The following is an 11,595-nucleotide window of genomic DNA, read 5'->3' as shown; positions in this document are numbered from 1 at the left end:
TATTAGAAAAGCGAGACAAGTGGAGTCAGAACTGCGGTGAGCGCGCTATAGCCGAACGTGACGAGCGGATTGAGCCAGTAACGCGTAAGGGTACCCGTCATTACCAGCGCCATCACGATGAAAAAACCGTACGGTTCGAGCCGCGCGAGTGTCATCGCCTGGCGCGGCGGCAGCAGCGCCATCAACACGCGGCCGCCGTCGAGCGGCGGCAGCGGAAACAGGTTCAGCACGCCGAGGACCAGATTCACGCCGATGCCGGCGCCCGCCATCCGGGTAAAAAACGGTTCGTCGACATTGAAGACCGCGAGCGCGATGCCGAACAAGCCCCAGATGAGTGCCTGAATGAAATTGCACAACGGCCCGGCCGCCGCGACCCACAGGCTGCCCCAGCGCGGGTTGCGCAGATTGCCGAACGCGACCGGCACCGGCTTCGCGTAGCCGAACATGAAGGCACCGCTCGTTGCGAAATAGAGCAGCAGCGGAATCGCGATCGTGCCGAGCGGATCGATGTGTCGCATCGGATTGATCGACACACGGCCGAGCACATAGGCGGTGTTGTCGCCGAGCCAGCGCGCGACGTAACCGTGCGCGGCTTCGTGCAGCGTGATCGCGAAAATCACCGGCAGCGCGTACACCGCAATGGTCTGTATCAGGGAAGAATCCATAACTCGCTATTGTAACAACGCGGTTGCCCATCTCTGTCCGCTTTCGCTCTTACGGCTGTTGCGGCTGTTGCGGCTGTTGCGGCTGTTGCGGCTCTTCCGGCCGTTGTCCGTTGCCGCTCATGCGGCCTCGGTGAGGCCGAACGGCGCGAGTGAGCCGCGCCCTGCGCGCACCAGCACCGGCTCGGCGCCTGTCAGATCGATCACGGTGGACGGCTCGCACACACACGCGCCGCCATCGATCACCAGGTCCAACTGCTTTTCGAGCCGCGCGCGGATCTCCTCGGGATCGTTCAGCGGCTCGGTCTCGCCGGGCATGATTAGCGTCGATCCGAGCAGCGGCTGACCGAGTTCCTCCAGAATCGCGAGTGTGATTGCGTGATCCGGCACGCGCAGGCCGATTGTCTTGCGTGAAGGATGCGACACGCGCCGCGGCACTTCCTTGGTCGCCTGCAGCACGAACACGTACGGGCCGGGGGTCACCGACTTGATCAGCCGATACTGCCGGTTGTCCACCATCGCGAAATTGGAGAGCTCCGACAGATCGCGCACGAGCAGCGACAACAGCTGTTTTTCGTCGAGCCCGCGAATGCGCCGCAGACGCTCGACCGCATCCTTGTCGTCGAGATGACAGGCAAGCGCATAGGTCGAGTCGGTCGGCAACGCGACCACGCCGCCGTCATTGATGATCTGCACTGCCTGCTTGACGAGGCGTGGCTGCGGATTGTCTGGATGGATCCGGAAGTACTGGGACATGGTGACTCACGATGACCGCGGCTGACCCGCGGCGAGTGGCGTACCGCGCGCTCGACGTGCCGTCATGGCACGGTGCGGGGTCACAGCCAGCGTTCCCAGACGGGCTTGAGATCGGCCGGCAGCGGCGGCAGCGCGCCGAGTTCGATGCGGCCTTCGCCGGGGGCGTGAAAGTCGGACCCGCGCGACGCCTCGAAACCGAAGCGGCGCGCGACCTCAGCGTACTCGCGGTACTGGTCGGGCGTATGGCTGCCTGTGACGACCTCGATCGCCTTGCCGCCCAGGTCGATGAATTCGCCGAAAAACGCGTCGAATTCGAGCGGCGAATAGGCGTAGCGGCCCGGATGCGCGACGATCGCCTCGCCGCCCGCCGCCTGAATCCAGCTGAGCGCGTCCGCGAGCTTGGCCCACCGGTGCGCAACGCAGGCCGGCTTGCCATCGCCGAGGTAGCGGTCGAATACTTCCTGCGTGGTGCTGCAGTGGCCACGCTCGACCATGAAGCGCGCGAAATGCGTGCGCGACATCATGTCGGGATTCGATACGTACTCGAGCGCGCCTTCATACGCATCGGGGATGCCGAGCGCGCCCAGTTGCTCGCCGATAGCCTCGGCGCGGGCGGCACGGCCGTCGCGGGTGCGCGCGAGACCGTCGATCAGAACCTGGCTGGACGGATCGATGCCCAGCCCGACGATGTGCACCGTGCGCCCCGCCCATGTGACCGAAATCTCGACGCCGCTCAGATATTGCATGCCGAGTGCCTCGGCGGTGGCGCGCGCCTCGTGCTGGCCGCCCACTTCATCGTGATCGGTGAGCGCCCACAGCGTCACACCGTTCGCGTGCGCGCGTCGCGCGACGTCGCCCGGCGCGAACCGGCCGTCGGAAACGGTGGAGTGACAGTGAAGATCGGCGTTCATCGCGGCTTTCATCGTGGGCTGAAAAGGTTCTTCGACCATTTTACTGCAACGCGGTAAGGGCCCGCAGCGCTATCTCGCGGCGCCGGCCCGTCGTTCCGGGGCCGCGCGAATCCAGTACCGGAGGGATGCCGCACTGGGACCGTTTCCGACCGGCGTCACGCGCAGAACCCGTCGATCAGCGCCGCGATTTGCTCCGGCTGGTCGTGATGCACCATGTGCCCCGCGTCATCGATGATCTCCTCGCGCCAGTGCGCAAACGCCTGAAAGCGCGCCTTGAATTCGTCCAGCGGGATGTCGCCGGCGATCTGCGCGAGCGTAGGCGAACCGGCGGCCTCCACGTGTAGCACCTGCGCGCTCACCTTGCGCCACACCGCCATCACTTCGTCGAGCCGGTACAGCGTCGGGCCGCGCACCTTGTGAGCGGGATCGGCGAGCAGCATGAAGCGCCCTTCTCCGTCCGGCTTCGACCAGTGCTGCGCGAGGAATTGCGCGCGCCGCGGATCGAGCCGCGGGTTGGTTTTGATCAGGCGGGCGGCGACCTCGTCGAGCGATGAGTAACGTTTCAGTTGCGGCGGATCGCGCAACTCGTCGAGCCAGTTGAGCAGCCGCTTCGGCGACTGTGCCGGATGCGACGGCGCAAGCCCGAAGCCTTCGAGATCGACGACGCGCCGCACGCGCTGCGGCCGCACCCCCGCGTACAGGCAAGCGACGTTCGCGCCCATGCTGTGCCCGACGAGGTTCACCTCGCCAGCTGCCGCATAGTGATCGAGCAGCGCGTCGAGGTCGGCGAGATAGTCCTGCACCCAGTAGCTGCCGCCACCGCGTTCGGCGACCGGCCAGTCGGACAGGCCGAAACCGCGCATGTCCGGCGCAACGATCTGCCAGCCGTCGCCGAGCGCCTCGACGACAAACTGGAACGACGCGCCCACATCCATCCAGCCGTGCAGCATGAACAGCATCGGCGCGTCCGAGCGCCCCCAACGCCGCACATGCAGACGGACGCCGCGCGCGGCTACGAACTCAGAGCGGGAAGTATTCATGAAACGGCGCACCCGAAAAAGAATGGTCGTTCGATTATAGAGATGCAGAGACGGCCGGTGATAGCGGATTATCCAAGGGACGCTCGATGGCCGGTTGGCGGTTCGGTTGGCGGTTCGGTTCGTGGCACGGTTCGTGGCACGGTTGGCGGCTCTGCCTGTGCGTCCTGGCCTGCGAGCGCGGCGAGTTCGGCGTCGTCGAAGCCGGCGTCTCGACGCGCTTCGAAATTGAACGGGCCGCGTAGCTTCGGCGCGTGATATTCGTCGGCGAGACGCTGGTAGGTCTGGTGAGGATCGAGGCCACCCGCGTCGCACAGATGACGGAACCAGCGGTTACCGATCAGCACATGGCCGATTTCATCGCGCAGTATCACGTCGAGAATCGCTGCCGATGTCTGATCGCCCGCCTGCTGCAGACGCGCGCGAATCGGCGGGGATGCGTCGAGGCCGCGGGCTTCGAGCGTGCGCGGCACCAGCGCCATGCGTGCGACGACGTCGCCGCGGGTACGCTCGCACATGTCCCACAGGCCGCCGTGCGCCGGGAAATCGCCGTAGTCATGACCATATTCGCCAAGACGCGCGGCGAGCAGCGAGTAATGGTGGGCCTCCTCGGCGGCAACCTTCAGCCAGTCGGTATAGAACGCGGCGGGCATCCCGGCGAAGCGCCAGACGGCATCGAGTGCGAGATTGATCGCGTTGAACTCGATGTGCGCGAGCGCATGCAGCAGCACCGCGCGGCCTTGCGGCGACTGCATGCTGCGCCGGCCGAGTTGGCGCGGTTCGACCAGTTCGGGCCGCGCGGGACGGCCGGGCAGGTCGGCGGACTCGGCGAGGTCGATGTCGGGGGACCAGCTCGCGCGGCCGTCGAGCACGTGCGCATACAGTGTGCGAGCCGAAGCCGCCTTCGTGGCCGGATCGCGTTCGCGCAACGCAGCAAGCGCAGCCCGGCGCGCGCAATATGGCTCGTCGGCACGTTCCGATACACGGGAAGGGGAAGAAACGGGCAAAGCGGCAAACGTCATGACGAACGGATCGGCACCAGAAACAGCGCAAGTAACAGATAAATAGCGGCGGGGACGCGCCGTGGCAGGCGCGACCGGAAAACGAACCTATAGCGTGCCCGGTTTGGCATCAACAGTGCTGCCCATCAGCGGCGCGGTGGTCCGCGCATGCATCGGTGTTACCGCGCGGTTTCGAGCAGACCCACGAGGAAATCGCCCGGCGCGCCAGCGCGATCACGCCGGTAACCGAAACACACAACCGTTTACAATACCCGATTCGACCACCGGCGCGCCTTCGACGTGTTCATCAAGCTGGTGGCAAAGCGTCCACCGCCCCACACCGCGTGGCCGAAGCAAGGCCGCCGCGCCGCGCGCAGGTCGACCCGTCAACAGGAGACATTGTGACGATTTACAAGCTGGGCGAAGCCGCCCCGATCATCCATGAGAGCGTGTTCGTCGCCGATTCGGCGAATATCATCGGCAACGTGACACTCGCGGAAAACGCGAGCGTATGGTTCGGCGCGACGCTGCGCGGCGACAACGAGCCGATCACGATCGGCACCGGCAGCAACGTGCAGGAAAACGCGGTGCTGCACACCGACCCCGGCTTCCCGTTGACGGTCGAGCCGAACGTCACGATCGGTCACCAGGCGATGCTGCACGGCTGCACGGTCAAGGAAGGCTCGCTGATCGGAATCCAGGCCGTGGTCTTGAATGGCGCGGTGATCGGCCGCAACTGTCTGGTTGGAGCGGGCGCCATCGTCACCGAGGGCAAGGTGTTTCCCGACAATACGCTGATCCTGGGCGCGCCCGCGAGGGCGGTACGCGAACTGACGCAAGCGGATATCGCCAACATGCAGCGCGGCGCGGCAAGCTATGCCGGGCGTCGCGAGTATTTCAAGGCGCAGCTCGTGCGCATCGGCTAGACGGCCGGCACGCCGGCGCGCAACGGCACGGCGTCGCGCCGTGTCATTCACCAAGGAAAAGTTGTGAGCGACCAGTTGCAAAAATTCATGTTTAGCGCGGCGCCGGTGCGCGGCGAGATCGTTTCCCTGCGCAATACGTGGCAGGAGGTGCTGACGCGCCGCGATTACCCGGTGCCCGTGCGGACTATTCTCGGCGAAATGATGGCCGCGTGCGCGCTACTGTCGGCGAACCTCAAGTTCGACGGCACGCTCGTCATGCAGATTTTCGGCGATGGCCCCGTCAAGATGCTGGTCGTGCAGTGCAGCTCGAATCTGACGATGCGCGCGACCGCCAAGCTCTCCGGCGACGGCAGCGATCTGGTCGAAAGCCCGACGTCGCTCGTCGATCTGGTGAATGCGAGCGGCCACGGCCGTTGCGTGATCACGCTCGATCCGGCCGACAAGCAGCCCGGCCAGCAGCCGTACCAGAGTATCGTGCCGCTCTCGGGCATCGACGGTCCGCTGAACTCCATCGCCGAAGTGCTCGAGCACTACATGCATCACTCGGAGCAGCTCGACACGCGGATGTGGCTCGCGGCGAACACCGAGCGCGCGGTCGGCATGCTGCTGCAAAAGCTGCCGGGCGACGGTGGCATCGTCCCGCATCCGGGCCAGCTCGACGCGGATACGTGGGAGCGCGTATGCACGCTCGGCGGCACGCTGTCGCAGGATGAATTGCTGAAAGAGGAACCGGAGACGGTTTTCCGCCGGCTCTTCTGGCAGGAAAACGTGCTGCATTTCGAGCCTGTCCCGACGCATTTCGAATGCACGTGCTCGCGCGAAAAAGTTGGCGCAATGCTGAAAATGCTGGGCCGCGACGAAGTGGATGGCGTGATCGAGGAACGCGGCCACGTCGAGATTCATTGCGAGTTTTGTAATCAGCGCTATGAGTTCGACCCGGTCGACGTCGCGCAACTTTTCGTTGCCGGCGGACTCTCACAAGGCGTGACACCGGCGGCCGATCAGCGGCATTGATAACGCAGCAGCAGCCATAGCTGGGCGAACCGTCGCAGGGCGGGCTCGACAGGCACCTTGCACCGCCTACCGTCTGGATCGCTCTTTACGACAGCCGGTTCCACCGCGCCGCCCGTTGGCCTCGTCACGGCTCGGGCGGCGCGTTGCTTTCAGCATCGCGTTTCTATCGCTACCGCCGGATCGTTGCATTGGCTCGTTGCATTGGCTCGTTGCATTGGCTCGTTGCGATGCGTGCGGCACACGCTGGTTCAGATTGCCAACGCATCGGGACGATGGAGATTCGACCATGAAGCCTTTCCCTTCGTTGATACGCGATGCGAACATGCTGGCCGCACTGGCCGCGCTTTTGGGCAGCGCTGCGCTACCCGGCTGCTCGATCGATCCACCGGGGCCGTCGCCGATCCTGAGCCGCCTGCCGGCCGATCAGACTGCGCCCGCTAGCACCACCCCGCCACTCACGCCGGACGAACGCGCAAACTACGACGCGATCGACCGGCAAGTGATGTTCGAACAGGATCAGTCGATGGCCGCGCAAGCCGCCGCTCAGGCGTGGCCGCGCTATTACTCGCCGTCGTCGCCGGCGACCTTTTCAGCCGGTTTTTCGACCGGTGGCTGGGGCCGTGGCTGGGGGACCGGTGTGGGTGTCGGCTTTGGACCGCGTTGGGGCTGGTAGCCGGAGGGCGTGAGTCGGGGGGGCTGGCGAGCCGGCGGCTGGTGAGAGCCGCGCATAGCTGGGTCGCACCAAAGAGAAAAGCGCGGTTTAGATACACCGCGCTTTTTGCATGCTCCGTTCGGGTCGATGTCTGCGCCGTAGCACCTGCTCAGTGCGCCGTCTTCTTCTCTTTCGTAGCCGCCTTGCCGCCACGTTTGCGATCCGGCTTTGCGCGCGACTCGGGATTCGGCACCACATGCAGCGGTGCAGCCGACACCTCGCCACGCGTCGACGTGTTCGCCGACGGCACGCTCGGCGCCGGCAACGGCTGGTTCGGTGACACGAACTGCACGAACACCTCGCCGTCCTTGACCATGCCCATTTCGTAGCGTGCCCGCTCCTCGACCGCGGCGGTACCGTTCTGCAAATCCTGCACTTCCCCCTGAATGCGCTCGTTGCGCAACTTCGCGTCCGCGTTCTTCTGCAGTTGCTGCGCGAGTTGCTGCTGCAACTCATGCACGCGCAGCCAGCCGCCGTGCCCCCACCAGAGCGGGTACTGAATGAGCGCCAGCAGAACGATCAGGACAGCAGTGACAAGCCGCATGAAGTAAGCACATAAATACACGCCGCCCTGCGCTATACGCAGGGCGGCGAGGTCAATCAAAAACGGAGGATAACGGGCTCATCGATTGGCGCGAGCAAAACCGGCTGTGACTTAGCGCAGATTGTAGAACGCCGATTTCCCGGGGTAGCTGGCGATGTCGCCGAGATCTTCCTCGATGCGCAGCAGCTGGTTGTACTTCGAGATGCGATCGGAACGCGACAGCGAACCGGTCTTGATCTGGCCGGCGTTCAGCCCAACCGCGATGTCAGCGATCGTCGAATCTTCGGTTTCGCCGGAGCGGTGCGAAATCACCGCCGTGTAGCCAGCGCGCTTGGCCATTTCGATCGCCGCGAAAGTTTCCGTCAGCGTACCGATCTGGTTGATCTTGATCAGGATCGAGTTCGCGATGCCCTTCTCGATGCCTTCCTTCAAGATGCGCGTGTTGGTCACGAACAGATCGTCGCCGACCAGTTGAACCTTCTTGCCGAGCTTCTCGGTCAGGGTCTTCCAGCCTTCCCAGTCGCTTTCATGCATACCATCTTCGATCGACACGATCGGGAACTTGTCGGCCAGGTTCACGAGGTAGTCCGCGAATTCAGTCGACGACAATTGCAGGCCTTCACCCGCCAGTTGGTACTTGCCGTCGTGGTAGAACTCGCTGGCTGCGCAGTCGAGCGCGAGCAGCACGTCTTCGCCAGCGCGATAACCGGCTTTTTCGATCGCCTGCAGGATCGTCGACAGGCACTCGTCGTTGCTGCCGAAGTTCGGTGCGAAGCCGCCTTCGTCGCCGACCGCCGTGCTCATGCCGCGGTCCGACAGAATCTTCTTCAGCGCGTGGAACACTTCGGCGCCGCAGCGCAGTGCTTCGCGGAAGGTCGGCTGGCTAACCGGCACGATCATGAATTCCTGGATGTCCAGGCTGTTGTTCGCGTGCGCGCCACCGTTGACGATATTCATCATCGGCACCGGCAGTTGCATCGCGCCCGAGCCGCCGAAGTAGCGGTACAACGGCAGGCCGGCTTCTTCAGCGGCGGCCTTCGCGACGGCCATCGATACGGCCAGCATCGCGTTCGCGCCGAGGCGCGACTTGTTGTCGGTGCCGTCGAGTTCGAGCAGCGTCTTGTCGAGGAAAGCCTGCTCGGAAGCGTCGAGGCCCATGATCGCCTCGGAAATTTCCGTGTTGATGTGCTCGACGGCCTTCAGCACGCCCTTGCCGCCGTAACGGCCGGCTTCGCCGTCGCGCAGCTCGATCGCTTCGCGCGAACCGGTGGACGCGCCCGAGGGCACCGCCGCGCGGCCCATCGTGCCCGATTCCAGCAACACGTCGCATTCGACGGTGGGGTTGCCTCGCGAATCGAGAATCTCTCGACCGATGATGTCTACGATAGCACTCATGGTTTCCTCAAAGAAATGACGGTGAATTCTTTACTACGACACTGTATCGCGCGCTTGCCGGTCTCTCCGGCAGACATCCCCATGCACCGATACGCTCGACAACCATCGTGCGGATTCGCCACGCCGATTTTCGAGATAACTTGTGAAAATCGTGGCACGCGGCGAACGCCTAAATCAGTTGAAATTGCTTTCGAGAAACGGCCCGCGCTTGACGGCCCTGTCGAGCGTCACCAACGTCTCGAGCAGGTCGGCCATGTGATGGAGCGGCACCGCGTTCGGCCCGTCCGACTTGGCCTGCGCCGGATTGGGATGGGTTTCCATGAAAACCCCGGCGACGCCCACCGCCACCGCGGCGCGCGCGAGCACCGGCACGAATTCGCGTTGACCGCCCGAACTCGTGCCGTGTCCGCCCGGCAATTGCACCGAGTGCGTCGCGTCGAACACGACCGGCGCGTTGGTCTCTCGCATGATCGCGAGCGAACGCATATCCGACACGAGGTTGTTATAGCCGAAAGACACGCCCCGCTCGCAGGCCATGAAGCGGTCTTCCGACAGCCCCGCCTCACGCGCGGCGTCGCGCGCCTTGTCGATCACGTTCTTCATGTCGTGCGGCGCGAGGAATTGACCTTTCTTGATGTTGACCGGCTTGCCCGAGCGCGCGCACGCGTGGATGAAGTCGGTCTGACGGCACAGGAACGCAGGCGTTTGCAGCACATCGACCACCGACGCCACCTGTTCGATCTCGTGTTCGGCGTGAACGTCGGTGAGCACCGGCAGACCGAGCTGGCGCTTCACTTCCGACAGGATCCGCAGACCTTCGTCCATGCCCAGACCGCGGAACGACTTGCCGCTGCTGCGGTTAGCCTTGTCGTACGACGATTTGTAGATGAACGGAATGTTCAGCTTCGCGCAGATTTCCTTCAGGCGGCCGGCCGTGTCGATCGTCATCTGTTCGGATTCGACGACACAGGTACCGGCGATCAGGAAAAACGGCTTGTCCAGACCGATGTCGAAATCGCCCAGTTTCATGCTTTCTCCTCGACCCTCGACTGCTGATGCGCGAGTGCCGCTTCGACGAATGACTTGAACAACGGATGACCGTCACGCGGTGTGGACGTGAATTCCGGGTGGAACTGCACGCCGACGAACCATGGGTGCATGCTGCGCGGCAGTTCCATCATTTCCGGCAGGTCCTCGCTCGGGGTACGGGCGCTAATGATGAGGCCGCCGCCTTCGAGTTGGGGCACGAAACGATTATTCACCTCATAACGGTGACGATGGCGCTCGTTTACGTCGGTGCCGTAGATCTCTTCAGCCAGCGTGCCGGGCTTGATCGGGCAGCGCTGCGAGCCAAGGCGCATCGTGCCGCCCAGGTCGGACTCTTCGGTGCGCTTCTCGACGCGGCCTTCGCGGTCGTACCACTCGGTAATCAGCGCGACCACGCGGTTCCTGGTTTCCTGATCGAACTCGGTACTGTTCGCGTCCTTCAGGCCGACGACGTCGCGGGCAAATTCGATCACCGCGAGTTGCATACCGAGGCAGATGCCCAGATACGGCACCTTCGCTTCGCGCGCATAACGGATCGCGGCGATCTTGCCCTCGGTGCCGCGACGGCCGAAGCCACCCGGCACGAGCACCGCGTCGAGATGCCGGAGGCTATCGACGCCTTGCGTTTCGATTTCCTCGGAGTCGATGTATTCGATGTTCACGCGCGTCGACGTATGCATCGACGCATGGCGCAGCGCTTCGATCAGCGACTTGTACGACTCGGTCAGATCGACGTACTTGCCGACCATGCCGATCGTCACTTCGTGCTTCGGATTCTGCAGCTTCTCGACGAGCTCGGCCCACAGCGACAGGTCCGCCGGCTTCGGCGTGAGCTTCAGTTCTTCGCAGATGATCGCGTCCAGACCCTGGTCGTGCAGCATCTGCGGAATCTTGTAGATGCTGTCCGCGTCCCACACAGAAATGACCGCGTCTTCGGGCACGTTCGAGAACAGCGAGATCTTCGCGCGCTCGTCGTCCGGAATGCGGCGGTCGGCGCGACACAGCAGCACGTGCGGCAAAATGCCGATTTCGCGCAGCTTCTGCACGCTGTGCTGGGTAGGTTTGGTCTTCAGTTCACCGGCCGTGGCAACCCACGGCACGAGCGTCAGGTGCACGAAGCACGCGCTGTTGCGGCCAAGGCGCAGGCTCATTTGACGCGCGGCCTCGAGGAACGGCAGCGATTCGATGTCGCCCACGGTGCCGCCGACTTCGACGATCGCGACATCGGGCTCGCCGCAGGTCGCCGATGCGGCGCCGCGTTCGACGAATGCCTGGATTTCGTTCGTGATATGCGGAATGACCTGGACCGTCTTGCCGAGATAATCGCCGCGGCGTTCCTTGCGGATCACCGATTCGTAAATCTGACCCGTGGTGAAGTTGTTGGCCTTACGCATCTTCGTGCTGATGAAGCGCTCATAGTGGCCGAGGTCGAGGTCGGTTTCCGCTCCGTCTTCCGTCACGAACACTTCGCCGTGTTGAAACGGGCTCATCGTGCCGGGGTCGACGTTGATGTAGGGATCGAGCTTGAGGAGGGTGACTTTCAGACCGCGCGATTCGAGGATCGCGGCGAGGGAAGCGGCGGCAATACCC

At 63.9% G+C, this 11,595-nt stretch carries 12 protein-coding genes; 3 read left to right on the top strand and 9 right to left on the bottom strand.

Annotated features, from left to right (window positions below; translation table 11 throughout):
- Positions 1-2: 2 nt before the first annotated feature.
- The 5 genes from VGH68_RS03295 to VGH68_RS03275 all read right to left on the bottom strand — a co-directional run bounded on the left by VGH68_RS03295 (position 3) and on the right by VGH68_RS03275 (position 4,388).
- A complete protein-coding gene (locus tag VGH68_RS03295) occupies positions 3-665 on the bottom strand; it encodes a site-2 protease family protein (RefSeq protein ID WP_331602074.1) in 663 nt (220 codons plus the stop codon).
- 117 nt (positions 666-782) lie between these two features.
- The gene (locus VGH68_RS03290; protein WP_331602073.1) at positions 783-1,418 is read right to left on the bottom strand and encodes an L-threonylcarbamoyladenylate synthase; all 636 of its coding nucleotides are present in this window, start codon (positions 1,416-1,418) and stop codon (positions 783-785) included.
- Positions 1,419-1,498: 80 nt separating this feature from the next.
- Positions 1,499-2,329, bottom strand: a complete 831-nt coding sequence (locus VGH68_RS03285) for a 3',5'-nucleoside bisphosphate phosphatase (RefSeq protein ID WP_331602072.1) — start codon at positions 2,327-2,329, stop codon at positions 1,499-1,501.
- A 155-nt stretch (positions 2,330-2,484) separates the two neighbouring features.
- Positions 2,485-3,369, bottom strand: a complete 885-nt coding sequence (locus VGH68_RS03280) for an alpha/beta hydrolase (RefSeq protein WP_331602071.1) — start codon at positions 3,367-3,369, stop codon at positions 2,485-2,487.
- Positions 3,370-3,437: 68 nt separating this feature from the next.
- Positions 3,438-4,388: a ferritin-like domain-containing protein gene (locus VGH68_RS03275; protein WP_331602070.1), complete on the bottom strand. Its 951-nt coding sequence runs from the start codon at positions 4,386-4,388 to the stop codon at positions 3,438-3,440.
- A gap of 380 nt (positions 4,389-4,768) precedes the next feature.
- Between VGH68_RS03275 and VGH68_RS03270 the strand changes: the two genes are divergently transcribed.
- From VGH68_RS03270 to VGH68_RS03260, 3 genes are all read left to right on the top strand, one after another.
- The gene (locus VGH68_RS03270) at positions 4,769-5,293 is read left to right on the top strand and encodes a gamma carbonic anhydrase family protein (RefSeq protein ID WP_331602069.1); all 525 of its coding nucleotides are present in this window, start codon (positions 4,769-4,771) and stop codon (positions 5,291-5,293) included.
- Between the two features lie 63 nt (positions 5,294-5,356).
- Positions 5,357-6,307, top strand: coding sequence for an Hsp33 family molecular chaperone HslO (gene hslO / locus VGH68_RS03265; RefSeq protein WP_331602068.1), 951 nt, complete (start codon positions 5,357-5,359; stop codon positions 6,305-6,307).
- 286 nt (positions 6,308-6,593) lie between these two features.
- A complete protein-coding gene (locus VGH68_RS03260) occupies positions 6,594-6,980 on the top strand; it encodes a hypothetical protein (RefSeq protein ID WP_331602067.1) in 387 nt (128 codons plus the stop codon).
- A gap of 148 nt (positions 6,981-7,128) precedes the next feature.
- Here the strand turns inward: VGH68_RS03260 and ftsB are convergent, their stop codons facing one another.
- The 4 genes from ftsB to VGH68_RS03240 form a co-directional block, all read right to left on the bottom strand.
- Positions 7,129-7,563, bottom strand: a complete 435-nt coding sequence (ftsB, locus tag VGH68_RS03255; RefSeq protein ID WP_331602066.1) for a cell division protein FtsB — start codon at positions 7,561-7,563, stop codon at positions 7,129-7,131.
- A 111-nt stretch (positions 7,564-7,674) separates the two neighbouring features.
- Positions 7,675-8,958 (bottom strand): phosphopyruvate hydratase, encoded by a 1,284-nt coding sequence (gene eno, locus VGH68_RS03250; RefSeq protein ID WP_331602065.1) that lies wholly within the window; start codon positions 8,956-8,958, stop codon positions 7,675-7,677.
- A gap of 174 nt (positions 8,959-9,132) precedes the next feature.
- Complete coding sequence (gene kdsA, locus VGH68_RS03245; RefSeq protein WP_331602064.1) at positions 9,133-9,987, bottom strand: 3-deoxy-8-phosphooctulonate synthase; 855 nt, start codon at positions 9,985-9,987, stop codon at positions 9,133-9,135.
- Positions 9,984-11,595, bottom strand: a 1,612-nt coding sequence (locus VGH68_RS03240) for a CTP synthase (protein WP_331602063.1), incomplete at its 5' end; no start/stop codon positions are given. The genes kdsA and VGH68_RS03240, both read right to left, overlap by 4 nt.

The sequence above is a fragment of the Paraburkholderia sp. genome, from assembly GCF_036488505.1.
GTDB lineage: Bacteria > Pseudomonadota > Gammaproteobacteria > Burkholderiales > Burkholderiaceae > Paraburkholderia.
The sequence above is the reverse complement of the archived record's forward strand: the minus strand, read 5'-3'. Positions and strand labels throughout refer to the sequence as shown.

Coding starts and splice junctions, on each gene's coding strand:
- VGH68_RS03295 (WP_331602074.1), bottom strand. CDS start 665: ATGGATTCTTCCCTGATACAGACCATTGCGGTGTACGCGCTGCCGGTG.
- VGH68_RS03290 (WP_331602073.1), bottom strand. CDS start 1,418: ATGTCCCAGTACTTCCGGATCCATCCAGACAATCCGCAGCCACGCCTC.
- VGH68_RS03285 (WP_331602072.1), bottom strand. CDS start 2,329: ATGAACGCCGATCTTCACTGTCACTCCACCGTTTCCGACGGCCGGTTC.
- VGH68_RS03280 (WP_331602071.1), bottom strand. CDS start 3,369: ATGAATACTTCCCGCTCTGAGTTCGTAGCCGCGCGCGGCGTCCGTCTG.
- VGH68_RS03275 (WP_331602070.1), bottom strand. CDS start 4,388: ATGACGTTTGCCGCTTTGCCCGTTTCTTCCCCTTCCCGTGTATCGGAA.
- VGH68_RS03260 (WP_331602067.1), top strand. CDS start 6,594: ATGAAGCCTTTCCCTTCGTTGATACGCGATGCGAACATGCTGGCCGCA.
- ftsB (WP_331602066.1), bottom strand. CDS start 7,563: ATGCGGCTTGTCACTGCTGTCCTGATCGTTCTGCTGGCGCTCATTCAG.
- eno (WP_331602065.1), bottom strand. CDS start 8,958: ATGAGTGCTATCGTAGACATCATCGGTCGAGAGATTCTCGATTCGCGA.
- kdsA (WP_331602064.1), bottom strand. CDS start 9,987: ATGAAACTGGGCGATTTCGACATCGGTCTGGACAAGCCGTTTTTCCTG.